Below are 24,151 nucleotides of genomic sequence, written 5' to 3' on the forward strand. Positions count from 1 at the left end.
CTCATACAACCCCATGGATCCACGCACCCCCGTGGCCGACAGGACAGGACACCGCACCGTGCCGGAGACGACCCGCCGTACCGATCGCCGTTTCCCGGGCACCCGCTACGGCAACCGTCCGACGATGAAGGACGTGGCTGCCCGCGCCGGGGTCGGCCTCAAAACGGTCTCCCGGGTGGTCAACGGCGAACCCGGGGTCACGCCGGAGACCGAACGCCGGGTCCAGGAGGCGATCGAGGCGCTCGGTTTCCGCCGCAACGACAGCGCCCGGGTCCTGCGCAAGGGCAGCACCGCCAGCATCGGCCTGGTCCTGGAGGACCTGGCGGACCCGTTCTACGGGCCGCTGAGCCGGGCGGTGGAGGAGGTGGCCCGCGCGCACGGCGCGCTGTTGATCAACGGCTCCAGCGCGGAGGACCCCGACCGTGAGCAGGAGCTGGTGCTCGCGCTGTGCGCCCGGCGGGTGGACGGGCTGGTGGTGATCCCGGCCGGTGACGACCACCGCTATCTGGAACCGGAGCTCAAGGCCGGTGTCGCCACCGTCTTCGTGGACCGTCCGGCCGGGCACATCGACGCGGACGTCGTCCTGTCGGACAACTACGGCGGCGCCCGGGACGGCGTCAGCCATCTGATCGCGCACGGACATCGCAGGATCGGCTTCATCGGCGACATGCCGCGCATCCACACGGCGGCCGAGCGGCTGCGCGGCTACCGGACCGCCATGGAGGACGCGGGGATACCGGTGGCGGACTCCTGGATGTCGCTCGGTGTCACCGACCCCGAGCGGGTCCGCACTGCGGCCGAGGAGATGCTCGCCGCCCCGGAGCCGGTCACCGCGATCTTCACGGGCAACAACCGGGTGACGGTCACCGTGATCCGGGTACTGGCCGAGCACACCCGCCCCGTCGCCCTGGTCGGCTTCGACGACATCGAGCTCGCCGATCTGCTGCGCCCGGGTGTCACGGTCGTCGCCCAGGACGCGGCGGCCCTCGGCCGCACCGCGGCCGAGCGGCTGTTCCGCCAGCTGGACGGCACGCTGCTCATCCCGGAACGCATCGAGCTCCCCACCCGGCTGATCACCCGCGGCTCCGGCGAGCTGCCCCCGGCGGACTGAGCGGCCGGGCCGGTGACCGGAGAGGACCGCACCCTGCGGGCCCTGGGTCTGGACCGGGCCCCGTACGAGCACCCGCTGCTGTATCCGGGCGCCTGGCCGCGGGAGTCGGGGCTGCTCGACGGGGACCGGCTGCTGCCCCTGGACCGTCCGGTGCACGAGGACCGGGTGCCGGTTCTGGCGGTCGGCTCCAACGCCTGTCCCGGTCAGCTGCGGCACAAGATGGCCGGGGCCGGGATCTCCACGCCGCTGCCGATGGTGCGGGCGCGGGTGACGGGCGTCGGCATCGGCGTCTCGGCGCACATCAGCCGCATGGGCTATGTGTCCCACTCGCCGGTCGCCGCCCCGGGAAGGGTCCGGGACCTGTTCGTCCTCTGGCCCGACGAGGGGCAGCTCGGCGTGCTCGACGCGAGCGAGGGCGTGCCGCGGCCGGACGGCAACTTCCGGCGCCTCCGGCTGCCCGCACCGGACGTGCGGATCGAACTCGCCGACGGCTCCACGCTGCCGGGGGCGTACGCGTACGTCAATCGCCATGGCGTCCTCCATGACGGTACCGGCGTGCCGCGCCCCCATCCGGGCCAACGGCCACTGCTCACCGACCTGCTGGTGAACGTGCCGGGACTGCGGGAACTGTTCGGCTCCTCCCCGGACGAGTTCTGCGCGCGGGCCCGCGCCGACCGGGAGCTGTGCGCGCGGGGCACACGGCTGTTCGCCGAGGCGAACCTGGTGACCGCCGGCGGTCTGGAGCGGTACGCCGGCTCCCGGCGCCACGGAGGCCCGGGCACCGGGGCGCCGTCGGCCCCGCCCTCGGCGTAGGCGCCCCTCGACGCCCTGCCCCGGACCGCGCGCGACCGGCCGCGGCGGGGCGTGCTGCGCCCCGGGGCCTGGTGCGCACATGGCGTCGTCGCCCGAAGGGCGGCGGCGCGGCGTCCGGTGCGTGCTCCTGGCGCGCCGGCCGCGGGTCCTCGTACTGGGCGTACTCGGGCTTCCGGTCGGTGCGGCGCGTGTGTGTGCCGGGAGCCGCGCGGCAGACGCCTCGTGCGCCCCAGGCCCTAGGCGGAACGGACGGCGGACGTGGTCGGGGCGTCCTCGGGCTGGAAGCGGAGCAGGTCGCCGGGCTGGCATTCGAGCACGTCGCAGAGCGCGGCGAGGGTCGTGAAGCGTACCGCCTTGGCGCGGCCGTTCTTGAGTACGGCCAGATTGGCCGGGGTGATGCCGACGCGTTCGGCGAGTTCCCCCACGGACATCTTCCGCCTGGCCAGCATCACGTCGATGTCGACGGCGATCGGCATCAGATCACCTCGGCCAGCTCGGCCCGCATCAGCGAGGCCTCGACGTCGCGTGCGACGGCCTGCGCCAGCAGCGTCCGCAGGACGAGGACGATGAGCGCGATTCCCAGGACCGCCAGTCCCGCCCCGCCGGTCAGCAGCACGACGCCCGGGGCCACGACCTCGCCGGGAGCCAGGAGCGCTCCCAGGGCGAACACCAGAAGGGCCGCGGCGACGAACGCGCCGATGACGATGTGCACGTAGCGGAACGCGGCATGGGAGAAGACCGTCCCCTGCCGGGCCATCGTCACCAGCCGCCAGACGCAGACCAGGACGGTCTGGGCCGTCAGCGCCGTGAGGGCCACGATGAGCAGCAGCGGGGCGCGCAGGTAGGAGTACTCCGCGTCCAGCCCTCCGAGGTCGCTCGCCAGCAGCGGCACCAGCACCGCCTGCACGCCCAGCGAACCCGCCAGCAGCGTCACGATCACGGCACGCAGCGCGAGCACGGCCAGTTGTCCCATCGCCCCTCCTTCACCCGGACCACGATGGAAATCTATCGATACTCGATAGATGAGGCAAATGGGCGGGGCACCCGGAGCCGGGCTACCGCGCGGAGGCCGCCGGGCCGCCCCGCCGGGGCGAGGCGAAGCTCTCCAGTTCCGCGCGGTGCAGGCCGGACGCGCGGGCGACCTCGGCATCGTCCAGGGCTCCGCAGTCCAGGCCGCGCAGGAGGTGTCCGGAGAGGGCCTTGGCGGTGGCGGGCTCGTCCATGACGTCGCCGCCGGTCCGGCCGGCGTACCGGGCGAGGCGGTCGGCGGCCCGCTCGAAGCCCTCGCGGTAGAAGGCGAAGACGGCCGCGTACCGGGTGGGGAGGTGGCCCGGGTGCATGTCCCAGCCCTGGTAGTAGGCGCGGGCGAGGGCACGGCGGCTGAGTCCGTAGTGCAGTCGCCAGGCGTCGTGGACCTGCTCGGCCGGCCCGACGGGCAGCACGTTGGTGGAGCCGTCGCAGAGGCGTACGCCGGTACCCGCGGCGGCGACCTGCATGACGGCCTTGGCGTGGTCGGCGGCCGGATGGTCGCTCGCCTGGTACGCGGCGGAGACGCCGAGGCAGGCGCTGTAGTCGAAGGTGCCGTAGTGCAGCCCGGTGGCGCGGCCCTCGGCGGCCTGGATCATCCGGGCGACGGCGGCGGTGCCGTCGGCGGCGAGGATGGACTGGCTGGTCTCGATCTGGATCTCGAAGCCGATCCGGCCGGGTGCCAGGCCGTGCGCCTTCTCGAAGGCGCCGAGCAGCCGGGCCATGGCGGCGACCTGCTCGGGATAGGTGACCTTGGGCAGCGTCAGGACCAGCCCGTCGGGCAGGCCCCCGGCCTCCGTCAGGCCGGTGAGGAAGATGTCGAGGGTGCGGATGCCCCGGTCGCGCACGGCGGCCTCCAGGCACTTCATCCGGATGCCCATGTACGGGGGTGCGGTGCCGGCCGCGTGCACCTCGGCGGTCAGCCGTGCCGCGCGGGCCGCGCACGCGTCCTCCTCGGCGTCGGGGCGACTGCCGTATCCGTCCTCGAAGTCGACGCGCAGGTCTTCCACCGGCTCGCGTTCCAGCTTGGCGCGGACGCGGCGGTACACCTCCTCGGCCTGCGCCTCGTCCAGCCCCAGGACGGCGGCGAAGGAGGCGGCGTCCGGGGCGTGTTCGTCGAGCGTGGCGAGGGCCCGGTCGCTCCAGGTACGAACGGTGTCCGCGGCGAAGGCGTCGCCGGGGACGTAGACGGTGTGGACGGGCTGGCGGGTGCCGGGATCTCCGGGGTAGCGGCGCTCCAGTTCGGCGTCGACGGGTGCGAGGGAGGCGCCGATCTCCTCGGTGACGGCACCCGCGAGACTCGTCGCCACCCGCTCCCGCCGCCCCTGATCCATCCCACAGCCTCTCGGAGTTCCACGGTACGGAATCAACAATTCGTAGAACGAAGTTATCCGCCGCCCTTCCCGGCGGTCAACACCGCCCTGGCCGCCTCCGCTGCCCTTCCCTTCCCCAGTCGGCACTGTCCGCCGATCCGGCTCGGCGCCCGAGCGCCCGGACGGCCGGACGCCCTGCCGTTTGACCCGCGGTTCGCGAGCACGGCCGAGCCCACCGGCCGGGCCGTCCGCGGACCGATGACACGGCGGCCGCGACACGCAAAGGCCCCCGCGAACCGGTGCGGTCGCGGGGGCCTCGGTCAGCCGTACGGTGATCAGCCCTTGCGGGTCTTGATCTCCTCGGTCAGCTGCGGGACGACGTCGAACAGGTCACCCACGATGCCGTAGTCGACGAGGTCGAAGATCGGCGCCTCGGCGTCCTTGTTGACGGCCACGATGGTCTTCGAGGTCTGCATGCCCGCGCGGTGCTGGATCGCGCCGGAGATGCCGGAGGCGATGTACAACTGCGGCGAGACGGACTTGCCCGTCTGGCCGACCTGGTTGGTGTGCGGGTACCAGCCGGCGTCGACGGCGGCACGCGAGGCACCGACGGCCGCGCCGAGCGAGTCGGCGAGCGCCTCGATGACGGCGAAGTTCTCCGCGCCGTTGACGCCGCGGCCACCGGAGACCACGATCGCGGCCTCGGTCAGCTCAGGACGCCCCGTCGACTCGCGCGGCGTACGGCCGGTGACCTTGGTGCCGGTCGCCTGGTCGGAGAAGGACACGCTCAGGGCCTCGACCGCACCGGCGGCCGGAGCGGCCTCCACGGCGGCCGAGTTCGGCTTCACCGTGATGACCGGGGTGCCCTTGGAGACACGGGACTTGGTGGTGTAGGACGCGGCGAACACCGACTGGGTGGCCACCGGGCCCTGGTCGCCCGGCTCCAGGTCGACGGCGTCGGTGATGACGCCCGATCCCAGACGCAGGGCCAGACGGGCGGCGATCTCCTTGCCCTCGGCGGAGGAGGGCACCAGGACGGCGGCCGGGGAGACGGCCCCGTGGGCGGCCTGGAGGGCGTCGACCTTCGGCACGACCAGGTAGTCGGCGTACTCGGCGGCCTCGTGGGTGAGGACCTTCACCGCGCCGTGCTCGGCGAGCGTGGCGGCGGTGTCCGCGGCGCCGTTGCCCAGCGCGACGGCGACCGGCTCGCCGATGCGGCGGGCCAGGGTCAGCAGCTCCAGGGTCGGCTTGCGGACGGCACCGTCCACGTGATCGACGTAGACGAGAACTTCAGCCATGGGACTTCTTCTCTCCTGCTTGCGAAGTGTGCGGGGGCGGACGCGAGTCGAGCCTCGCGGCTCAGATGAACTTCTGGCTCGCGAGGAACTCGGCGACCTGCTTGCCGCCCTCGCCCTCGTCCTTGACGATCGTGCCGGCGGTGCGGGCCGGGCGCTCGGCCGCCGACTCGACGACCGTGTAGGCGTTCTCCAGGCCGACCTCGTCCTCGTCGATCTCGAGGTCGGACAGGTCCCAGGACTGCACCGGCTTCTTCTTCGCCGCCATGATGCCCTTGAAGGACGGGTAACGCGCCTCGCCCGACTGGTCGGTGACCGACACGACCGCGGGGAGCGAGGCCTCGAGCCGCTCGGAGGCGGCGTCGCCGTCACGGCGGCCCTTGACCGTGCCGTCCTCGACGGACACCTCGGACAGCAGGGTCACCTGCGGCACGCCCAGACGCTCGGCGAGCAGCGCCGGTACGACGCCCATGGTGCCGTCGGTGGACGCCATGCCGGAGATGACCAGGTCGTAGCCGGCCTTCTCGACGGCCTTGGCCAGGACCAGGGAGGTGCCGATGGCGTCGGTGCCGTGCAGGTCGTCGTCCTCGACGTGGATGGCCTTGTCGGCACCCATGGACAGCGCCTTGCGCAGCGCGTCCTTGGCGTCCTCCGGACCCACCGTCAAAACGGTGATCTCCACGTCGTCGTCGGAGTTCTCCGAGATCTGCAGTGCCTGCTCGACCGCGTACTCGTCCAGCTCGGAGAGCAGACCGTCGACATCGTCACGGTCGACGGTCAGGTCATCGGCGAAGTGCCGGTCGCCAGTGGCGTCGGGCACGTACTTCACAGTGACAACGATCCTCAAGCTCACGCCGGCTCTCCTACTGCATCGTCATTTCTGGCTGCCTGCCTGCAGGCAGCATAGGCGCCTGAAGCGGGCGATCCCGGTCGGGGCGACCCGCGCTCCGACCGACATATTACTCGTCAGTACACTCAGATCCTGCCCGCTAAGCAAGCGCTTTGAACTGTGACCTTCGCAACGCAGCGTAACCGGAACCGGACGGGTCCGCGACCAGGAGCGACCCCCGGCCTCAGTCGCGCAGTCCGCTGAAATGTCCCTCGTGGTAGAGGAGCGGGCGCCCGTGGCCCGTGGGGTCGCCCAGCAGCACCTCGGCGACCACGATCCGGTGGTCACCGGCAGGCACCCGCGCCACCACCTTGCACACCATCCAGGCCGGTACGTCGTCCAGTACGGGGACGCCCTCGGGCCCCTCCCGCCAGGCGGTGGCCGGCCCGAAACGGTCGGCGCCGCTGCGCGCGAAGGTCGCCGCCAGTTCCCGCTGGTGCTCTCCGAGGACATGCACGCCGACGTGGTCGCTCGTCGCGATCACGGGCCAGCTGGAGCCTCCCGTCCCGACGCCGAAGGACAGCATCGGAGGCTCGGCGGAGACCGAGGCGAGGGAGGTGGCGGTGAAGCCGACCGGGCCGCGGCGACCGCTCGCGGTGATCACGGCGACGCCCGCCGCATGCCTGCGGAAGACGGAGCGCAACAGGTCGGGCGAGGCGGGGCGGGCGGTACCGAGGCCGGACGTGGCCGTCATGAAACTGTCCTTCTGCGAGAGGTGACGAGCGGGTTCGCGGCTGCTCACCGGCCCGGTCGGCGTACGCGCGCGGCGCGGGCGGCCGCCGGGCGGCCCGGTACCTGCCGGGGGCGAAGGAGTTCCGAAGGCATGGGGTCAGGCTGACGACGTGTGGCATGCACAGTCAAGTCGGTCCCGTGATGTGCGAGATGCCTCACCGCCGCCGCGAGGGTGCTCACACCGCCTCCCCGAGCGCCGCGATCACGTCGGCCCTGCGCGGCTGTCCGGTCGCGCGCCGTACGATCCGGCCCGCCGCGTCGAGAACCAGCACCGTCGGGGTCTTCACGATCTCCAGTCGCCGTACGAGGTCCAGATGGGCTTCGGCGTCGATCTCCACATGGGCCACGCCCGGCACCAGACGGGCCACCTCGCCGAGCACCCGCCGGGTCGCCCGGCAGGGTGCGCAGAAAGCGCTGGAGAACTGTACGAGGGTGGCGCGCTCCCCCAGTTCGGCTCCCACCGCGGCCCATGCCTCCGCCTCCGTCCGGAGCCGCCCCTCGTCCTCCCGATCCCGCACGCGCCCTCTCCCGCCGCTGCCTGTCCGTCAACCTTCACCAGCGCCCCGGGAGCGTCGAACATTCCCGGGCGGCGCACAACTTCCGAGGTGGTCCAGGGGGTGACGTGACAAGAATCTCGCCGTCGAGGGGCGCCAGGGCTGGTTCACCGGCCGTTCTTCGGGCACCATCTGCGACAAGCCGTAAAACCTACGGCTGCGTAACTTCGACTGGGAGCTCCCTTCCCAGGCAGAGAAGGAAGGGTTCACACCCGCCCATGGCAGAACTCGTCTACCGGCCCGTCGTCGGCTTTGCCCGCGCCCTGTTCAAGGCGTGGGACCTCAAGATCGACTGCCAGGGTTCGGAAAACATCCCGCGCTCGGGCGGCGCCGTGCTGGTGAGTAATCACATCAGCTATCTGGACTTCGTTTTCGACGGGCTGGCGGCACTTCCCCAGAAGCGACTGGTGCGCTTCATGGCGAAGGAGTCGGTCTTCCGCCACCGCGTCTCCGGACCGCTGATGCGCGGCATGAAGCACATTCCCGTGGACCGCGCACAGGGCGAGGCGGCGTACCAGCACGCACTGCGGTCCCTGCGGTCCGGTGAGATCGTGGGCGTCTTCCCGGAGGCGACGATCTCGCAGTCCTTCACGCTGAAGAGCTTCAAGTCGGGTGCCGCGCGGATGGCGCAGGAAGCGGGCGTGCCGCTGATCCCGATGGCGGTGTGGGGTACGCAGCGACTGTGGACCAAGGGCCACCCGCGCAACTTCAAGCGCAGCCACATCCCCATCACGATCCGCGTGGGCGAGGCGATCGAGGCGTCCAAGGACAAGTACGCCGGCGCGATCACCCGTCAGCTGCGTGAGCGCGTACAGGAGTTGCTGGAAGCGGCGCAGCGGGCGTACCCGGTGCGGCCCAAGGATTCGGACGACACCTGGTGGATGCCGGCCCACCTCGGCGGCACGGCCCCCACCCCGGAACAGGTCCGCCGGACCGAGGCCCACTGACCCCTCCGGCCCGGCTCTCACCCACCCGGCCGACCGCCACCCCGGGACACCGGTCACCTCGCGGGATCCGGCTCCGCCCACCGCGGCGCCCCGGCCACACTCCGCGGGCGGGGGCGCCGCAGGGCGGTACGGGCGGGCGCGAGGGCACCCCGCGGGCGCCGGGCCACGCGGAGGCCTCCCGGCCGCACCGCCCCCGGTTCACTCCCGGCACGGGAGTGGGGCCCCTCAGAGGGCGGCGGGGAGCGTCTGCCACAGGTGCGGCCGGTCGGAGGCGGCCCGCAGAGCGGCCAGTACGACCGGATGCGGTGCGGCGTACAGGACCGGGTGGTCCGCCTCACCGGCCGCCGGATCGGGCGTGAAGGCCAGCCGCTCACCGTTCAGCGAGAACCGTGCGTCCACCCCGGGCTTGTTGCCCCGTGGATCCTGCCGGTGCCAGGCGCCGTTGAACCGTACGGCGACCAGGCCGTGCACGACGCCGAGGTTCTGGTAGCAGAGCGCGGTCGGAATGTCCTCGGCCCGCAGCAACGCGGCCAGCGCGTGGGCCTTGGCGTAGCAGACGCCGGTGCGCTGTTCCAGGACGTCGGAGGCGCGCCAGGTGACCCGGAGATCGCCGGAGTCCTGCGAGTGCGCGATGGCGTCGCGCACGTACTCGAACGCCACCCGCGCATACTCATACGAGTCGGCCACTCCCACAGCGAGGCGGGCGGCCGTGTCGCGGACCACCGGATGATGATGGTCGATCGTCTCATCGGCGGCCGTATATGCGGAGAGGTCCGGAGTTTCCTGGATCAGCTGCATGGCGTCAGAGCATAGGTATGCGACCGGCCGACAGTCAATGCATTTCCGGTCGATCGCATACCTATGCATGAATCGCTAGCGCGCCATCTCCTCCTTCAGCGCCGCCACGAACGCGTCCACATCGTCCTCGGTGGTGTCGAAGGCGCACATCCAGCGCACGTCCCCCGCCGCCTCGTCCCAGAAGTAGAACCGGAACCGCTTCTGCAGCCGCTCGCTCACGTCGTGCGGCAGCCGCGCGAAGACGGCGTTGGCCTGCACCGAATGGAGGATCTCCACGCCATGGACGGCGCGTACCCCCTCCGCCAGGCGCTGGGCCATCTCGTTGGCGTGCCGGGCGTTGCGCAGCCACAGGTCCCGGGCGAGCAGGGCCTCCAACTGCACCGACACGAAGCGCATCTTGGACGCGAGCTGCATGGACAGCTTCCGCAGGTGCTTCATGTGCCGGATGCCGTCCGGGTTCAGGACGACAACGGCCTCGCCGAACAGGGCGCCGTTCTTGGTGCCGCCCAGCGAGAGCAGGTCGACGCCCACCGCGTTGGTGAAGGCGCGCAGCGGCACGTTCAGCGTGGCGGCGGCGTTGGCCAGCCGGGAACCGTCCACGTGCACCTTCATGCCGTGCGCGTGGGCGTGCTCGCAGATGGCGCGGATCTCGTCCGGCGTGTAGACCGTGCCCAGCTCGGTGGCCTGGGCCAGGGAGACGACCTGCGGCATGGCCCGGTGCTCGTCGTCCCAGCCGTACGCCTGCCGGTCGATCAGCTCGGGGGTGAGCTTGCCGTCCGGGGTGGGCACGGTGAGCAGCTTGAGGCCGCCGACCCGTTCCGGCGCGCCGCCCTCGTCCACGTTGATGTGGGCGCTCTCGGCGCAGATCACCGCGCCCCAGCGGTCGGTGACCGCCTGGAGCGCGACGACGTTGGCGCCGGTGCCGTTGAACACCGGGAACGCCTCGGCCGTGGGACCGAAGTGGCTGCGGATCACCTGCTGGAGGTTCTCCGTGTACGCGTCCTCGCCGTACGCGACCTGGTGCCCGCCGTTGGCCACGGCCAGCGCGGCGAGCACCTCCGGGTGGGTTCCGGCGTAGTTGTCGCTGGCGAAACCGCGGTCGTCCGGATCATGATGACGACGCGCGTCGGTCCTCGGTGGGTTCACGGCTTCTCGGTCAGCCACAGACGGTTTCCGTTCACTTCCGCGGCGGGCTTGTCCCAGACGCCGACGATGGCCTCGGCCAGGTCCTTGACGTCCGTGAAGCCCGCGAACTTCGCGTGGGGACGATCGGCGCGCATCGCGTCGTGCACCAACGCCTTCACGACCAGGATCGCAGCCGCCGATGTCGGCCCCTGCTCGCCCCCCGCCTTGCGGAAGTAGTCGCCCATGGCCAGCGTCCACGCCTCGGCGGCGGCCTTGGCGGAGGCGTACGCGGCGTTGCCCGCGGTGGGACTGCTCGCGCCGGCCGCGCTGATCAGCACATAACGGCCGCGGTCACTGCGCTGGAGCGCCTCGTGGAAGGCGAGGCTGGTGTGCTGCACGGTGCGTACCAGCAGCAGCTCCAGGAAGTCCCAGTCGTCCAGGCTGGTCTTGGTGAAGGTCTCGCTGCCGCGCCAGCCACCGACGAGATGGACCAGGCCGTCGACCCGGCCGAACTCCTTCTCGACCCGGGCCGCCCACGCGCGGGTGGAGTCCAGGTCGAGCAGGTCCACCGTGTCACCGGTGACGGTCGCGCCGCCGTGCGCGTAGCGCGCCGCGTCGACCGCCTCCGCCAGCCGCTCCGGATCGTTGTCCGAGCCGATGACGACCGCCCCGGCCTCGGCCAGCCTGAGCAGGGCCGCACGTCCCGCGGGCCCTCCCGCGCCGGCCACCGCGATCACCGCACCCTCGAGCGCCCCGTTCCCCATGGTCCTCGCCTCCTGAGCAGTGTTGTGAACGAGATCGCTCACGCGGCGACCCGCTCGGCGCCGTCCGCCCGGATGCCCCTGGTCGAGGCGATCACGTTCTTCAGCTTCTTGGACAGTGCCTCATAGAACATGCTCAGCGGAAACTCGTCCGGAAGCACGTCATCCACGAGTTTCCGCGGCGGCAGCGTCAGGTCGAGGGCGTCGGGACCCTTGGCCCACTTGGAGCCCGGGTGCGGGGAGAGGTAGGTGGAGACCAGCTCGTACCCGGCGAGCCAGTGGACGAGCTTGGGACGGTCGATGCCGTCGCGGTACAGCGTCTCGATCTCGGCGCACAGCTCGTTGGTGACCTGCGGGGCGCGCTCCCAGTCGATGGTGAGCTTGTTGTCGGTCCAGCGGACGACGTCGTGCTTGTGCAGGTAGGCGAAGAGCAGCTGGCCACCGAGGCCGTCGTAGTTGCGCATCCGCTCGCCGGTGACCGGGAAGCGGAACATCCGGTCGAAGAGCACCGCGACCTGCACGTCCCGGGCCTGCGGGACGCCCTCGGCGGCGAGCTTCACGGCCTCCTTGAAGGCGGTGAGGTCGCAGCGCAGCTCCTCCAGGCCGTACATCCAGAACGGCTGCCGCTGCTTGATCATGAACGGGTCGAAGGGCAGGTCGCCGTGGCTGTGGGTGCGGTCGTGGACCATGTCCCACAGCACGAAGGCCTCTTCGCAGCGCTTCTGGTCGTGCACCATGGCGGCGACGTCCTCGGGCAGCTCGAGGCCCAGGACGTCGATGGCGGCCTCGGTGACGCGGCGGAAGCGCGCGGCCTCGCGGTCGCAGAAGATGCCTCCCCAGGTGAAGCGCTCGGGGGCCTCGCGCACGGCGATGGTCTCGGGGAAGAGCACCGCGGAGTTGGTGTCGTAGCCCGCGGTGAAGTCCTCGAAGGTGATGCCGCAGAACAGCGGGTTGTCGTAGCGGGTGCGTTCGAGCTCGGCCAGCCAGTCGGGCCAGACCATGCGCAGCACGACCGCCTCGAGGTTGCGGTCGGGGTTGCCGTTCTGCGTGTACATCGGGAAGACGACCAGGTGCTGGAGGCCGTCCTGGCGGTCCGCGGCGGGCTGGAAGGCCAGCAGCGAGTCGAGGAAGTCGGGCACCTCGAAGCCGCCCTCGGCCCAGCGGCCCAGGTCCTTGGCGAGCGCCTCGTGGTAGGCCCGGTCGTGCGGGAGCAGCGGGGAGAGTTCCTCGACGGCACCGATCACGGTCCGCACCGCGCGCTCGGCGTCGGCGCGGGCCGGGGCCCCGTCGGCGCCGAAGTCGATCGACCCGTCCTTGGACTGCCAGGGCCGGATCCGCTCCACGGCATCCTTGAGCACGGGCCATGCCTGGTGCTCCACGACCCTGGTCGCCGAAGGAACCTGTCCTTCGGTACCCACCTGCACAAGAACTTCCGTCATGCCCCATCCTCCACAGGAGAAACTTACGTAAAGAGACCGTATACATAGAGGGATTCTCTCAGCAAGGGGCACCTCCGGAAATTATCCTGCCTCATCCCCACCTTGACCGCACTTTTTCCTGTGTCGCACCCCACTGGGTGACGGTGTGTGCAATCGATGTTCGGCCTCTGGACGCGACGAGCACAGGCGATACGGTCCAGGAGGGCCGTAGGGACGCGGCCCCCCGCCGCCGTCGACGGAAGCGAGTCCTGTCTTGAACTTCCTCACCATCGGTCACCGCGGAGTGATGGGTGTCGAACCCGAGAACACCCTCCGTTCCTTCGTCGCCGCCCAGGAGGCGGGACTCGACGTCATCGAGCTCGATCTGCATCTGAGCAAGGACGGCGCGCTCGTCGTCATGCACGACAGGGAGGTGGACCGTACGACGGACGGCACGGGCGCCATCGCGGACAAGACAGTCGCCGAGCTGCGCGCCCTGGACGCGGGGCGCGGCGAGCGCGTCCCCCTCTTCGAAGAGGTCCTGGACGCCGTCCGGACGCCGCTCCAGGCCGAGATCAAGGACGTCGCCGCGGCCAGGGCGCTGGCGGCGGTGATGAACGAGCGGGGGCTGGCCGAGCGGGTCGAGGTCGCGTCGTTCCACGACGAGGCGGTCACCGAGATCGCCCGGCTGGTGCCCGGGGTGCGCACGGCCCTGGTCGCCAGCCGCTACGGCACCGACGTCGTGGACCGGGCGGTCGCGGCGGGCGCCTCGACCCTCTGCCTCAACATCCGCCGGCTCACCCTGGAGATCGTGGAGCGGGTGCGGAAGGCGGACCTCGCCGTCCTCGGCTGGGTGGTCAACACCCAGGACCATCTCCGGCTGGTCCGCGCCCTGGGACTCGACGGGGCGACCACCGACTACCCGGAGATCAAACGCACCGGCCGCTTCACCGCGTGACGGATCCGGTGCCGGGCGACGGTCGGGACAGCTCCTTGACCAGCAGCTCGAACTGCAGATCGTCGCGCTGCGGGATACCGAAGCGCTCGTCGCCGTACGGGAAGGGCGTCATCCTTCCCGTACGGCGGTAGCCGCGCCGCTCGTACCAGGCGATCAGGTCCTGCCGGACGGAGATCACCGTCATGTGCATCTCGTGCACGCCCCAGGTCTCGACGGCCTGGCGCTCCGCCTCGGCGATGATCGTCCGGCCGAGGCCCGCGCCCTGGAGGGTGGGGCTGACCGCGAACATGCCGAAGTAGGCGTGGGCGCCGCGGTGTTCGAGCTGGCAGCAGGCGACGATGCGGCCCTCGCGCTCCACCGTCAGCAGCCTGCTGTCCGGCGACTTGACGACCTCCAGCACCCCCTCCGGGTCGGTCCGCTGTCCCCGCAGGATGTCCGCCTCGGTGGTCCACCCCGCCCGGCTGGAGTCTCCCCGGTACGCCGACTCGATCAGCGCGACGAGCGCGTCCACATCGGCGTCGGTGGCGTCGCGGAAGGTCAGTGCGGTGTCGGTGGCGGATTCCATCGGCGGGTCCCCTGATTCGTGTGCTTCGTGTGCTTCGTGTGCGTCGTGTGTGTCGCTTCCGGCGTGGCTCGGACGGGGAAGAGAGTAACCCGGCCACTACGCTCACCCGCATGGTGCATGTACTGAGCGGCCGTATCCTGCTCCGCCCCACCGATCCCGACCGGTCACGCGCCTTCTACGGCGAACGGCTGGGCCTCGCCGTCCACCGCGAGTTCGGTACGGGCCCGGAGCGCGGCACGGTCTACTTCCTGGGCGGCGGTTTCCTGGAGCTCTCGGGCCGCGCGGGGGCCGCCTCGGCCGCGTCCCCGGACGTGCGGCTGTGGCTCCAGGTCGAGGACGTCACCGCGGCGCACGCGGAACTGGTGGCCAAGGATGTCGAGATCGTCCGTCCGCCGGTGCGGGAGCCCTGGGGACTGATCGAGATGTGGATCGCGGACCCGGACGGCACCCCGATCGTCCTGGTCGAGATCCCGGCCGACCACCCCCTGCGGTACCGGCCGGGAATCTGAGGGGTCGGGCACGCGCATCTGCGGCATCGTCGTCAGTCGCCGATGCCCGGCCGGCCGGTCCACGTGGCGCGGCCGGCGGCGATCGGCGGGCCGGCCGGCGGAGACCAGCGCCGGTGAGACCGCCGGGCGCGGTCCGGTCGGCCTTCGGAGCGGACTCCGGGGGCCTCGGCGGTGGACGACAGGTTCCGCGCGAGGCCCCGCCGCACCGCTTACCGCGTACGTCGCCGTCGACACCGTGGACGCTGCCGCGGTGACGACCACCGCGGTCGCGGGGGAACGGTGCTGACGGCGCCCGTCCCGCACCCGGACGATCCTGCGTCGCGGTGTTCCTGGATCCCGGGGGAACGACGTCCGGCGGGTACCCGGGCGGCGGACGGGACGTGAGCGCCGGCCACCCTGGGCGGCGTCACGCGCCCAGTGCGCCCAGACGCCCTTCCAGCTGTCCGAGCAGTTCACCGAGCAGCGCGGCGAGCTCACCCAGCTCCGGGCTCTCCAGACCGGACAGGACGGCGTTCTCATAGGCGAGCTGCGCGGGCAGGACGCCATCGACGGCGTCGCGTCCGGCGTCGGTGAGCCGGACGTGGGCGACCCGGCGGTCGCGGGTGTCGCCGCGGCGCTCCACCAGGCCGCGTTCGCTGAGCTGCTTGAGGCGTTTGGTGACGGCGGCCCCCGAGGAGAAGGTCTCACGGGCCAGCTCGCTCGGGGTCAGCTCGTGTCCGGTGCGGCGCAGCGCGCCGAGCAGGTCGAACTCCGCGCGGGACAGTCCGGCCCGGCGCAGCGGGGCGTCCTCCGCCTGCTGCAGGAGGGCGGCGCAGCGGTTGATGCGGCCGATGACCTCCATGGGGCCGGTGTCCAGGCCGGGGTGCACGGCCCGCCACTGCCGGACGGAGGCGGCGACGGTGTCACCCCGCCGGCCGGACGGCTCCCCGCCGGTGCCCCGGGGCCGCTCGTCGCCGGTCGCCGATGGTCCTTCGGTCGCCGTCATGGCCGTACGTCCTCCGTGTGCGTGCTCGTGCCGGGAAGCTGTCCCGTCGTACCGTGTCCGCGAGCGTACGGTGTCCTGCCTGCTCGGCGAGCGCGACCCGCTCCCGGGCCCTCCACTCGCCGGCCGCGGCGGGCGGGCGTCCGGGCCGCGGGCGGCGTGTGGGGGCCCGGCCGGCCCGGCCTCGCCCCGTACATCCATGGCCGGATTCCTGTGCGAGCCGTACGCCCGCGCGGTACGCCGTCCGGGCCAGTGCGCCGGCACGGGTGGTGCCCGGCGAGTCTGCCGTGTCCCTGGGCGCCGGTTCGCTCACCGGGAACGCCGTCGTCCTGGTCACCGCCCTCCGCGCGGCGCCCCGCCCCGGCCGGCGCGCCGCGCCTGGGGGCATCCCTTCGACGTCTGCGCCGCGCTCCGCTCCCCGAGCACTCCCCGTGTACCCCCGTGCGCCCGCGTGCCGGTCGCCGGGGGCGGGCATTTTCCGACCGAACGCCGAACGGGTCGAGGGGGAGGTTCACGTGCACGGACCGGCGTCGTCCGGCTGGTTGCTGGTCGCGCTCTGCGCGGCGACCGGCGCCTACTGTCTGCTGCGGATGCGCAGCCGTGTCGATGAGCAGCGCCATGCCGCGGGCGGCGAGGCGCTGATGGGGTTCGGCATGGCCGTGATGGCCGTGCCCGCTACGGCGTTCACCCCGCCGGCCTGGGCCTGGCCGGTCCAGGCGGCGGTCTTCTGCGCGGCCGGGCTGCACGCGCTGTGGGCCGTCCGCGCGGGCGCGTGCCACCTGCATCATCTGATGGGGGCCGGGGCGATGGTGTACATGGCGGTGGCCATGGCCGCGTCCTCCACCAGCACCCACGGGCACGGGCACGGCGGCTCGGGCATCCCGCTGCTGACCGGGGCCCTGCTGCTCTACTTCGTCGCGTACGTGCTGGTGACGGGGGTGCGCCTGGTGCCCGTGACCGCCGTGCCGGGGGGCGCCCCGGGCCTCGGCTGGGGCGACCGGCCGGAGTTGGCGCGGGCCTGCCGGCTGGTCATGGCGATCGGGATGGTGGCGATGCTGCTGACGATGTGAGGGACCGGGCCCGCGGCACCGGGACCGTTGTCTGCGTCACTTCGGACCTCCGGCCCATATCCCTGAGCGGTCCGCGCTCATAGGCTGCGGGCATGATCCTCATCGCGGTCCTGCTGGCGCTCGGCGTCCTGACCGCTGTCGTGGGTCCCCGGCTGCTGACCCGGGCCGACTGGCCGGACCGTGAACCGGTGGTGGCGCTGTGGGCGTGGCAGTGCGTGATCGTGGCTGTACTGCTGTGCTGCGCCCTGTCGATGACGTTCAGCGCGGCGGCCGCCTGGCACGCGGTGGGCGGGCAGGTGTTCGCCACCGCCCCCCGGGCGGTCGTGGAGGCCTACTCCCCCGGCACGGCGGGGGTCTGGGCGGCGGCCACCGCGGTGGCGCTGGCGTGCGGCGGGCTCTGGAGCGCCGCGATGCTGGTCCGGGAGGTCGCGCGGGCCCGGGCCCGACGCCGGATCCGCAGGGACCGGCTGCGCCTGCGGGTCCCGCTGCTGCCCGGGGAGGAGCCGGACTCCGACCGGCTGGTGGTCCTGGAGGGTGAGCTGCCCGACGCCTGGTGGCTGCCCGGCAGTCCGCCCCGGCTGGTGGTCACCACCGCCGCGTTGCGCCGGCTGAGGGGCAGACAGCTGGACGCCGTCCTCGCCCATGAGCGGGGCCACGCACGGGCCCGGCACGACTGGCTGCTGAACTGTTCCTCGGCCCTGGCGGGCGGGTTCCCGCAGGTGCCGGTGTTCGCGGCGTTCCGCGACGAGATGCACCGGCTGGTGGAACTCGCCGCGGACGACACGGCCTCCCGGCGCTTCGGCCGGCTGACCACGGCTCTCGCCCTGGTCGAACTCAACGAACACCGCGGGGTGTTCGGCCCCGGTGCCGACTCGCAGGCCGAAGTCCCGGCACGGGTGCACCGGCTGCTCACTCCCGCGGACCGGCTCACCCCGGGGCGGCGGCTGTGGCTGACCGCCGTGGCGTCGCTGGTGCCGGTGGTTCCCGTCCTGGTGGCGTTCGTACCGGGATTGCGGGCACTGGGATAGTCCGCGGACCTCAGGGGTCCCGCGGCGGTGACAGGACTGGCCCCGGACCCCGCCGGTCGAGAAGGATCGCCCCATGCACACCCCCCGCACCTCATCCCCGCCCCGGCCCCCGCAGCGCCGCCCCGCCGTCCTGTCCACCGGCTTACTGGCGCTGTGCTCGGTGCTGCTGCTCGCGCTGGTCGCCGTCGAGTGGAGGCCCCTGCTCACGCTGGACGGCGGCATCTCCCGCACCACCCACCACTGGGCGGTGGCGGACCCCGCACTGACCAGGACCGCCCGCATCCTGACGGACTGGATCTGGGACCCGTGGACGATGCGGGTGCTGTGCGGTGTCGCGGCGGGGCTGCTGGTGTGGCGGTACGCGGACCGGTGGACCGCGATGTGGCTGGTGCTGACGGTGGCCGTCGCCACGGCCGTGCAGCAGGGTCTGAAGGCGGCTCTGGACCGGGCCCGCCCGGTCTGGTCCGACCCGGTCGACTCCGCGCACTACGCGGCCTTCCCGTCGGGCCACGCCATGACCGCGACGGTCGTCTGCGGCCTGCTGCTGTGGCTTCTGCGCCGTCACGGCGTGGGCCCCGTCCCGTGGCGCGCGGCGCTGATCACGACGGCGGTCTCGGTGACCGGCGTGGGCCTCACCCGCGTCTGGCTCGGCGTCCACTGGCCGTCGGACGTCCTGGGCGGCTGGCTCCTCGGCGCACTGGTGGTGACAGCGGCGGTGGGCATCCACAGACACCGTCACCCACACGCCACGGCGTGAGCGTGCGCTGCTCCCGCCCGGTGACCGGTGTGGCCGCGGTGGATGGTGGGCCGCGCGGAGCGGCCGACACGGGGTGCCCTCGTACTCTCCCCGTGGCGCCCCGCGGCACGACGGCCCGCGCCGGGCGGCGTGATGCCCACCGGGGCCCGGGCCTGTGCCGGCCCCCTTGGACGATCCCCCGCGTCGCCCAAGGTGGCCGGCGGCCCGGAACGGGCCCAGAGGCCCGCCCAGCCGCGTTGAGTATAGTTGGCTGGCAGCCAGTCAACGCAGGAGTCCAGCATGTCCCCGCGCAGCGCCCTGGTCAATGAAGAGTTGCGGAGGCGTTCGAAGGAGCGGCTCCTGCACGCCGCCGTGGAACTGGTCGGCGAGCACGGATACGAGGCGACGACGCTCGGCGACATCGCGGACCGGGCCGGTTCCGCGCGGGGCCTGGTTTCATACTACTTTCCGGGAAAACGCCAGCTCGTGCAGTCCGCCGTGCACCGGCTGATGCACCGCACCCTGGAAGAGGCCCTGGAGCGCGAGCCGCCCGCCGAGGACGGCCGGGAGCGGATGGCGCGGGCCATCGACGCGATCCTCGGCCTGGCACGGGAACGGCCGGTACTGATGCGCCAGCACATGGCCGGACTGCTCCAGGCCGAGGGTTTCCTGCCCTGCCCCGAACAGCGGCGCCTGGCCGAACTGCTGAGCGACACCGTCGCCCGGCACGGCTCCGACGACGTCGGGACCGACTACCCGATGCTGCGCGCCCTGCTGATGGGCGCCGTGTACGCGGCCGTGATGCCGGGAGCGCCGCTCCCCGTACCCGTACTGCGCGCGGAGCTGTTCAAGCGGTACCGGCTCGACTGGGAGATGGGTGTCCCGCCGGACACCGGAGCATCCGGCGGGACGTGCGCGAAGGACCGGACGGACATGGCCCGGTTCTTCGCGACGGAACCGGACGCTCAGTCGAAGTAGTCCGGCTGCGTCTGCACGTTGAGCTCGCGCAGGTGGACCCAGCGGGCCGGGTCCGTGCGCCGGTCGTCGATCTTCAGGACGTCGAAGCCCTTCGCTATGTCGTTGGAGTAGATGTAGCCGTTGTAGTAGTACGCCGACCAGGAACCGCCCGTGACGACGCGGTCGGTGGACAGCGGGCCGCGCTCGAAGTACGCGATCTCCCTGGGCTTCGAGGAGTTGGTGAAGTCCCAGACGGAGACGCCGCCCTGGTACCAGGCCTGGACCATCAGGTCCCGTCCCCGGACCGGGATCAGCGAGCCGTTGTGCGCCACGCAGTTCTCGGTGTCCGCCTGGTGACGCGGGATCTTGTAGTAGCTGCGGAAGACCAGCTTGCTCCTCTCGCCCCTGCCGACGATGTCGTAGATGCCGTCCGCGCCGCGGTCGGGACCGATCTCCGCGTTGCAGGTGGCCGCGCCACCGCCGCCCAGCTCGTCGGTGAAGACGACCTTGCGGGCATTCTGGTTGAAGGTCGCCGAGTGCCAGAACGCGAAGTTGACGTTGTCCTGCACCCGGTCGATCACCCGGGGACGCTCCGGGTTCTTGATGGAGAACAGGATGCCGTCACCCATGCAGGCACCGGCGGCCAGGTCCCTCGAGGGCAGGACGGTGATGTCGTGGCAGCCGGTGGTCTTGGAGACACCCGGGTTGGTGGGCCCGCCCGGGTTGCCGCCGCCGTCCGGGCCCTCACCGGGGAACAGCACCGGGAAGCCCACAACCGCCGCCTTGTGCGGGGCCTTGCGCGGCACCTTGATCACGGAAATGCCGTCGTGCGGCGGTTGGCAGTCCGGGTACGCCGCGTTCGGTGAGTACGAGGAGACGTAGACGTAGACGTTCCTGCGCTCGGGCACCAGCGTGTGGGTGTGCGAGCCGCAGGCGGTCTCGACGGCGGCGACGTAGCGGGGGTTCCGCTTGTCGCTGATGTCGAAGACCTTCATTCCCTCCCACGAGGACTTCTCGGTGGCCGGCTGCGTGGTGCTGTTGCAACTGCTGTCGCTGCGCGAGGAGTCGGTGGACAGGAAGAGCAGGTCGCCGGAGACGGAGATGTCGTTCTGCGAGCCCGGGCACAGGACCTGGGCCACCGTCCTGGGCGCCTTGGGGTTGCCGATGTCGAAGATGCGGAAGCCGTCGTAGTTTCCGGCGAAGGCGTACCGGCCCTGGAAGGCCAGGTCCGAGTTGGTGCCGGACAGCACGTCCTTGGGGATGTTGGCCACGTGCCGGAGGTTGTCGGAGTGGACGATCTCGTCCTGGCCGGGTATCTCGCCGCTCTCGATGGCCTTGCGGGCCTCCGCCTGGTCGCTGCGGGAGACCTCCTTCTGAGCAGTGGGTGAGTCCCCGGGGTCGGGGATCGCCGCGGCCGGCGAGGCGGTGAGCAGGGCGGCGAGCAGACCACCGGCTGCCGTGGCAACTCCCAGTCGTCTGCGCCGGGTTCGGGAACCTTTCAACAGGATCACTGTTTCCTCCCTGGTTCCGTTCACGTCGGAACGGTTTTCGCTCCGGCAGTATCGTCTTCGGCATGCACATACCAACAGAGGGCAACGCCATCGCGGCGAAGTTTTCTGATCAATGTCGCGCGGAAGCGTGCTAGGACGGTCGTCGTCATTCGCGAGGTGTCCCGCCCCTCCCCCGGAGGGGACCGCCCCAGCCGCAGGAGGTCCTTGTGCACCACCGCCATGCGCCACGCCTGTCCGCCGCCGCCCTCGGGCTGACCGCCCTGGCCGTACTCGGGCTCGTGGGCTGCGACTCCGGCACGGACGACACCAGGTCCTCCGCGGCGGGCGGCCCTTCGGTCATCGCGCCGGGCGCGCCCGGTGAGGAGAACCGGACCCTGTCGGCCGAGGAGGCGTCCCGGCAGCGCGCGGAGGACGACTCCCCCAACTCCGCCGACGTGTCCTACGCGCGGATGATGATCGTGCATCACGCCCAGGCCCTGGAGATGACCGAACTCGTGCCGGGCCGCGCCGAGTCGTCGAAGATCGTCAAACTGGCCGAACGCATCGCCGCCGCCCAGCGGCCGGAGATCGAGGCGATGAAGGGCTGGCTGAAGAGTCACGACGAGCCGGAACGGGACAGCGAGCACGGGCACGGGCACGGGCACGGGCACGACCACGCGACGATGCCGGGGATGGCCACACAGGCCCAGTTGAAGCAGTTGCGGGCGGCCGACGGGAAGGCCTTCGACCAGCTCTTCCTCACCCTGATGACGACCCATCACCAGGGGGCGATCACCATGTCGGCCGAGGTGAAGGGACAGGGCAACAACATCTGGATCGAGGAGATGGCGGACGACGTGGTGGCACAGCAGACCAGCGAGATCAGCCGGATGCGCGACCTGTTGTGACGGTGCGCCGACGGGTGCCCGACCGGATCCCCCGCGCCGGCGGGTGAGGGCCGCGCGCCCGCTGCCGGGCCGGCGGCCGCGCTCAGCGGCGCGCGTGCCGCGGGGACAGCAGACCGGCGTCCCGCGCGTGGCCGATGAGCCGGAGCGCGCCGCGCCGGCTGTACCCGGTGGCGTCCATCACGGCGAGGACCGGATCGGCGCCCCGCTCCTGTGCCTCGCGGTACGCCCGTGCCACGAGACGCCGCTCGCACGGCTCCGGGGGACGGGCGGAGCCGTCACGGTGGGCGCCCGTCCCGTCACCGGAGTCCGGCCCGGTCCCGTCGCCGCAGGCCCGTGCCAGCGGGCCCTCGATCCAGTCGGCGAACACGGCCAGGTCCTCCAGGGCGAGCGCCGGCCGGGCCTGGACGTCCTCCACACAGACCCCTCCCTCGCACACCGTCGCGAGCGCGTCGATCCTGGCCCCGTCGCCGAAGTCCAGCCGCACATGGAGCCACCGGGTCGCCCGCTCCCCCTCCCGTACCTCCCACGCGGGCCACACGGACACCGCACCCTCCGCCGGAGAGCGATCGGAAAGATGAAGAAAAGATGCTTCGAGCACACACGCAACGTAACGGTGTGATCAGTTTCCCTCTGGAGAACACGCCCCCGCCCGGCGGGACGGCACCCTGTCAGCGGAGCGCGGACCGTGCCGCCCCGGGAGACACCGGCCGGGCGATCGAACAGCCGAGGCGAAACCGGGCGTCCTCCCTCGGCCGGGACACCGTCAGGCTCCCTGAAGGGAAGCCCCTTCCGTCGACGGCCCGTACGGCCGACACCTGACCCCGAGCCTGTCTCTTCCGCTTTTCGGCCACTCGGCGGCCCGAGGAGTCCGGCCGGCCCGCGGACGGCACCGTCCGCCGCGTCTGCGGACCGCACGCCCACGGCACCGACCTGCTCACCGTCTCCACCAGCGACAACGCCTCCGGCGGGCACATCCCGGCCGGTCCCGGCCACCCTCGCGCACCGCGCCGGTGCGCGACGAGAAGCCGCGCCGGTCGCCGCCGGGCGCCTGATCACCGGGGCCGGACATGCGAGGAAGATCCCCGCCCGCTTCCTGGCCGAATATGATCCACCTTCGACGTTGACCAGAAAGCGCTTTCCCCATACGTTCCGTTCAGCAGCGTGACCGGCGCATCCCGCCTGTCACGTCACGGCCACCATCACGAACTCCGTTCAGATGCATGGCCGGACACCCCCACACCACGACAGAAGGAACGAGATGACTCCCACGACACGACCACGCACCCGCGGGCGCGCGCTGACGGGTGCACTCGCCACCCTGGGACTCTCCCTTGGCATGGTCATGACGACAGGGGCCGCCCCGGCGGGCGCCGCCACCTGGCCGACCCCCAACGGCAGCCAGGGCGTCTCCTCCACCATCTCCGTGTCCGGCACCAAGGACTACGCGATGAAGCGCCTCTACGGCACCGGCGACCTGGGCTCGGGCGGCCAGGACGAGGACCAGGGCCCGATCCTCGAGCTGGCGGACGGCGCGGTCCTGAAGAACGTCATCCTGGGCGCCCCCGCGGCCGACGGCATCCACTGCAAGGGCTCCTGCACGCTGCAGAACGTCTGGTGGGAGGACGTCGGCGAGGACGCCGCCACGTTCAAGGGCAAGTCGTCCGGCTCGGTCTACACCGTCAGCGGCGGCGGCGCCAAGGAAGCCAGTGACAAGGTCTTCCAGTTCAACGGCGCCGGAACGCTGAACGTGTCGAACTTCGCGGTCAAGAACTTCGGCACCTTCGTCCGCTCCTGCGGCAACTGCTCCACGCAGTACAAGCGGACGATCAACCTCAACACCATCGAGGTGAACTGGAAGGGCGGCAGGATCGCCGGCATCAACACCAACTACGGCGACAGCGCGACCCTGCGGAACATCACGATCATCAGCGACAGCAGCAAGAAGATCGTTCCCTGCCAGAAGTACATCGGCAACAACACCGGCAAGGAGCCGAGCAGCAACGGCTCGGGCCCCGACAGCACGTACTGCAAGTACGCGTCGTCCGACATCACCTACCGCTAGCCCCCCACGGGTGACGGGCCGGGGGGGGGGGGGGGGGGGGGGGGGGGGGGGGGGGGGGGGGGGGGGGGGGGGCGGGCGGGGCGGGGGGCCGGCGGGGCCCGCGC

General features: G+C 71.8%; 26 protein-coding genes. 11 read left to right on the top strand and 15 right to left on the bottom strand.

All coding sequences use genetic code 11. The features are described 5' to 3' along the window. Window positions 1-13 precede the first annotated feature (13 nt). On the top strand, window positions 14-1,111 hold the full coding sequence (locus ACIF9R_RS13420) for a LacI family DNA-binding transcriptional regulator (protein WP_399978475.1): 1,098 nt from the start codon (window positions 14-16) through the stop codon (window positions 1,109-1,111). 12 nt (window positions 1,112-1,123) lie between these two features. After that, entirely contained in the window at window positions 1,124-1,924 is an 801-nt protein-coding gene (locus tag ACIF9R_RS13425) for a hypothetical protein (protein ID WP_399978478.1), read from the top strand. Between the two features lie 236 nt (window positions 1,925-2,160). Here the strand turns inward: ACIF9R_RS13425 and ACIF9R_RS13430 are convergent, their stop codons facing one another. The 7 genes from ACIF9R_RS13430 to ACIF9R_RS13460 form a co-directional block, all read right to left on the bottom strand. Then, complete coding sequence (locus ACIF9R_RS13430; protein WP_399978481.1) at window positions 2,161-2,400, bottom strand: helix-turn-helix domain-containing protein; 240 nt, start codon at window positions 2,398-2,400, stop codon at window positions 2,161-2,163. Further along, window positions 2,400-2,897, bottom strand: coding sequence for a DUF2975 domain-containing protein (locus ACIF9R_RS13435; RefSeq protein WP_399978483.1), 498 nt, complete (start codon window positions 2,895-2,897; stop codon window positions 2,400-2,402). Before ACIF9R_RS13435 ends, ACIF9R_RS13430 begins: the two co-directional genes overlap by 1 nt. A gap of 82 nt (window positions 2,898-2,979) precedes the next feature. Then, window positions 2,980-4,284: a DUF6986 family protein gene (locus ACIF9R_RS13440; RefSeq protein WP_399978486.1), complete on the bottom strand. Its 1,305-nt coding sequence runs from the start codon at window positions 4,282-4,284 to the stop codon at window positions 2,980-2,982. 314 nt (window positions 4,285-4,598) lie between these two features. Then, on the bottom strand, window positions 4,599-5,561 hold the full coding sequence (locus tag ACIF9R_RS13445; protein WP_399978489.1) for an electron transfer flavoprotein subunit alpha/FixB family protein: 963 nt from the start codon (window positions 5,559-5,561) through the stop codon (window positions 4,599-4,601). A gap of 61 nt (window positions 5,562-5,622) precedes the next feature. Next, on the bottom strand, window positions 5,623-6,411 hold the full coding sequence (locus ACIF9R_RS13450; RefSeq protein WP_399978491.1) for an electron transfer flavoprotein subunit beta/FixA family protein: 789 nt from the start codon (window positions 6,409-6,411) through the stop codon (window positions 5,623-5,625). Between the two features lie 220 nt (window positions 6,412-6,631). Then, entirely contained in the window at window positions 6,632-7,141 is a 510-nt protein-coding gene (locus tag ACIF9R_RS13455) for a flavin reductase family protein (protein ID WP_399978493.1), read from the bottom strand. 214 nt (window positions 7,142-7,355) lie between these two features. Then, entirely contained in the window at window positions 7,356-7,697 is a 342-nt protein-coding gene (locus ACIF9R_RS13460) for a TlpA family protein disulfide reductase (protein WP_399978496.1), read from the bottom strand. Window positions 7,698-7,951: 254 nt separating this feature from the next. On the opposite strand from ACIF9R_RS13460, the gene ACIF9R_RS13465 reads away from it, so the two are divergent. Next, complete coding sequence (locus tag ACIF9R_RS13465) at window positions 7,952-8,680, top strand: lysophospholipid acyltransferase family protein (RefSeq protein WP_399978498.1); 729 nt, start codon at window positions 7,952-7,954, stop codon at window positions 8,678-8,680. 225 nt (window positions 8,681-8,905) lie between these two features. On the opposite strand, the gene ACIF9R_RS13470 is transcribed toward ACIF9R_RS13465, so the two are convergent. From ACIF9R_RS13470 to ACIF9R_RS13485, 4 genes are all read right to left on the bottom strand, one after another. Next, entirely contained in the window at window positions 8,906-9,478 is a 573-nt protein-coding gene (locus tag ACIF9R_RS13470; protein ID WP_399978501.1) for a transglutaminase domain-containing protein, read from the bottom strand. A gap of 75 nt (window positions 9,479-9,553) precedes the next feature. Then, window positions 9,554-10,624: a threonine aldolase family protein gene (locus ACIF9R_RS13475; protein ID WP_399978504.1), complete on the bottom strand. Its 1,071-nt coding sequence runs from the start codon at window positions 10,622-10,624 to the stop codon at window positions 9,554-9,556. Continuing rightward, a complete protein-coding gene (locus ACIF9R_RS13480) occupies window positions 10,621-11,367 on the bottom strand; it encodes an SDR family NAD(P)-dependent oxidoreductase (protein WP_399978507.1) in 747 nt (248 codons plus the stop codon). Before ACIF9R_RS13480 ends, ACIF9R_RS13475 begins: the two co-directional genes overlap by 4 nt. Window positions 11,368-11,405: 38 nt before the next feature. Further along, on the bottom strand, window positions 11,406-12,803 hold the full coding sequence (locus tag ACIF9R_RS13485; RefSeq protein WP_399978510.1) for a DUF6421 family protein: 1,398 nt from the start codon (window positions 12,801-12,803) through the stop codon (window positions 11,406-11,408). 253 nt (window positions 12,804-13,056) lie between these two features. Here ACIF9R_RS13485 and ACIF9R_RS13490 point away from each other — a divergent pair, with 253 nt between their 5' ends. Beyond that, window positions 13,057-13,740, top strand: a complete 684-nt coding sequence (locus ACIF9R_RS13490; RefSeq protein WP_399978512.1) for a glycerophosphodiester phosphodiesterase — start codon at window positions 13,057-13,059, stop codon at window positions 13,738-13,740. Here the strand turns inward: ACIF9R_RS13490 and ACIF9R_RS13495 are convergent. Further along, on the bottom strand, window positions 13,730-14,305 hold the full coding sequence (locus tag ACIF9R_RS13495) for a GNAT family N-acetyltransferase (protein WP_399978515.1): 576 nt from the start codon (window positions 14,303-14,305) through the stop codon (window positions 13,730-13,732). The genes ACIF9R_RS13490 and ACIF9R_RS13495 overlap by 11 nt on opposite strands. 110 nt (window positions 14,306-14,415) lie before the next feature. On the opposite strand from ACIF9R_RS13495, the gene ACIF9R_RS13500 reads away from it, so the two are divergent. Next, on the top strand, window positions 14,416-14,814 hold the full coding sequence (locus ACIF9R_RS13500) for a VOC family protein (protein ID WP_399978517.1): 399 nt from the start codon (window positions 14,416-14,418) through the stop codon (window positions 14,812-14,814). Window positions 14,815-15,220: 406 nt separating this feature from the next. Here ACIF9R_RS13500 and ACIF9R_RS13505 read toward each other — a convergent pair whose 3' ends face one another. Further along, on the bottom strand, window positions 15,221-15,799 hold the full coding sequence (locus ACIF9R_RS13505; protein ID WP_399978520.1) for a MarR family winged helix-turn-helix transcriptional regulator: 579 nt from the start codon (window positions 15,797-15,799) through the stop codon (window positions 15,221-15,223). Window positions 15,800-16,311: 512 nt separating this feature from the next. Between ACIF9R_RS13505 and ACIF9R_RS13510 the strand changes: the two genes are divergently transcribed. From ACIF9R_RS13510 to ACIF9R_RS13525, 4 genes are all read left to right on the top strand, one after another. After that, complete coding sequence (locus tag ACIF9R_RS13510) at window positions 16,312-16,866, top strand: DUF5134 domain-containing protein (RefSeq protein ID WP_399978522.1); 555 nt, start codon at window positions 16,312-16,314, stop codon at window positions 16,864-16,866. A 92-nt stretch (window positions 16,867-16,958) separates the two neighbouring features. Next, entirely contained in the window at window positions 16,959-17,894 is a 936-nt protein-coding gene (locus tag ACIF9R_RS13515) for a M56 family metallopeptidase (RefSeq protein WP_399978525.1), read from the top strand. Window positions 17,895-17,967: 73 nt separating this feature from the next. Further along, complete coding sequence (locus ACIF9R_RS13520) at window positions 17,968-18,651, top strand: phosphatase PAP2 family protein (RefSeq protein ID WP_399978529.1); 684 nt, start codon at window positions 17,968-17,970, stop codon at window positions 18,649-18,651. A gap of 279 nt (window positions 18,652-18,930) precedes the next feature. Beyond that, window positions 18,931-19,608 carry a TetR/AcrR family transcriptional regulator gene (locus ACIF9R_RS13525; RefSeq protein WP_399978531.1) on the top strand — a complete coding sequence of 226 codons (678 nt, stop codon included), beginning with the start codon at window positions 18,931-18,933 and terminating at the stop codon, window positions 19,606-19,608. On the opposite strand, the gene ACIF9R_RS13530 is transcribed toward ACIF9R_RS13525, so the two are convergent. Further along, window positions 19,596-21,098, bottom strand: coding sequence for an LVIVD repeat-containing protein (locus ACIF9R_RS13530; RefSeq protein WP_399978534.1), 1,503 nt, complete (start codon window positions 21,096-21,098; stop codon window positions 19,596-19,598). The genes ACIF9R_RS13525 and ACIF9R_RS13530 overlap by 13 nt on opposite strands. Before the next feature lie 206 nt (window positions 21,099-21,304). Between ACIF9R_RS13530 and ACIF9R_RS13535 the strand changes: the two genes are divergently transcribed. Then, window positions 21,305-21,985: a DUF305 domain-containing protein gene (locus ACIF9R_RS13535; protein WP_399978537.1), complete on the top strand. Its 681-nt coding sequence runs from the start codon at window positions 21,305-21,307 to the stop codon at window positions 21,983-21,985. Window positions 21,986-22,067: 82 nt separating this feature from the next. Here ACIF9R_RS13535 and ACIF9R_RS13540 read toward each other — a convergent pair whose 3' ends face one another. Beyond that, window positions 22,068-22,529, bottom strand: a complete 462-nt coding sequence (locus ACIF9R_RS13540; protein WP_399978540.1) for a DUF6214 family protein — start codon at window positions 22,527-22,529, stop codon at window positions 22,068-22,070. Window positions 22,530-23,243: 714 nt separating this feature from the next. Here ACIF9R_RS13540 and ACIF9R_RS13545 point away from each other — a divergent pair. Then, window positions 23,244-24,047 (top strand): pectate lyase, encoded by an 804-nt coding sequence (locus ACIF9R_RS13545; RefSeq protein ID WP_399978543.1) that lies wholly within the window; start codon window positions 23,244-23,246, stop codon window positions 24,045-24,047. Window positions 24,048-24,151 lie beyond the last annotated feature (104 nt).

The sequence above is a fragment of the Streptomyces sp. NPDC086080 genome (assembly GCF_044540255.1).
Classification (GTDB): Bacteria; Actinomycetota; Actinomycetes; order Streptomycetales; family Streptomycetaceae; genus Streptomyces.

Coding starts and splice junctions, on each gene's coding strand:
- ACIF9R_RS13420 (WP_399978475.1), top strand. CDS start 14: ATGGATCCACGCACCCCCGTGGCCGACAGGACAGGACACCGCACCGTG.
- ACIF9R_RS13430 (WP_399978481.1), bottom strand. CDS start 2,400: ATGCCGATCGCCGTCGACATCGACGTGATGCTGGCCAGGCGGAAGATG.
- ACIF9R_RS13435 (WP_399978483.1), bottom strand. CDS start 2,897: ATGGGACAACTGGCCGTGCTCGCGCTGCGTGCCGTGATCGTGACGCTG.
- ACIF9R_RS13440 (WP_399978486.1), bottom strand. CDS start 4,284: ATGGATCAGGGGCGGCGGGAGCGGGTGGCGACGAGTCTCGCGGGTGCC.
- ACIF9R_RS13445 (WP_399978489.1), bottom strand. CDS start 5,561: ATGGCTGAAGTTCTCGTCTACGTCGATCACGTGGACGGTGCCGTCCGC.
- ACIF9R_RS13455 (WP_399978493.1), bottom strand. CDS start 7,141: ATGACGGCCACGTCCGGCCTCGGTACCGCCCGCCCCGCCTCGCCCGAC.
- ACIF9R_RS13465 (WP_399978498.1), top strand. CDS start 7,952: ATGGCAGAACTCGTCTACCGGCCCGTCGTCGGCTTTGCCCGCGCCCTG.
- ACIF9R_RS13470 (WP_399978501.1), bottom strand. CDS start 9,478: ATGCAGCTGATCCAGGAAACTCCGGACCTCTCCGCATATACGGCCGCC.
- ACIF9R_RS13480 (WP_399978507.1), bottom strand. CDS start 11,367: ATGGGGAACGGGGCGCTCGAGGGTGCGGTGATCGCGGTGGCCGGCGCG.
- ACIF9R_RS13485 (WP_399978510.1), bottom strand. CDS start 12,803: ATGACGGAAGTTCTTGTGCAGGTGGGTACCGAAGGACAGGTTCCTTCG.
- ACIF9R_RS13495 (WP_399978515.1), bottom strand. CDS start 14,305: ATGGAATCCGCCACCGACACCGCACTGACCTTCCGCGACGCCACCGAC.
- ACIF9R_RS13500 (WP_399978517.1), top strand. CDS start 14,416: ATGGTGCATGTACTGAGCGGCCGTATCCTGCTCCGCCCCACCGATCCC.
- ACIF9R_RS13505 (WP_399978520.1), bottom strand. CDS start 15,799: ATGACGGCGACCGAAGGACCATCGGCGACCGGCGACGAGCGGCCCCGG.
- ACIF9R_RS13515 (WP_399978525.1), top strand. CDS start 16,959: ATGATCCTCATCGCGGTCCTGCTGGCGCTCGGCGTCCTGACCGCTGTC.
- ACIF9R_RS13520 (WP_399978529.1), top strand. CDS start 17,968: ATGCACACCCCCCGCACCTCATCCCCGCCCCGGCCCCCGCAGCGCCGC.
- ACIF9R_RS13525 (WP_399978531.1), top strand. CDS start 18,931: ATGTCCCCGCGCAGCGCCCTGGTCAATGAAGAGTTGCGGAGGCGTTCG.
- ACIF9R_RS13545 (WP_399978543.1), top strand. CDS start 23,244: ATGACTCCCACGACACGACCACGCACCCGCGGGCGCGCGCTGACGGGT.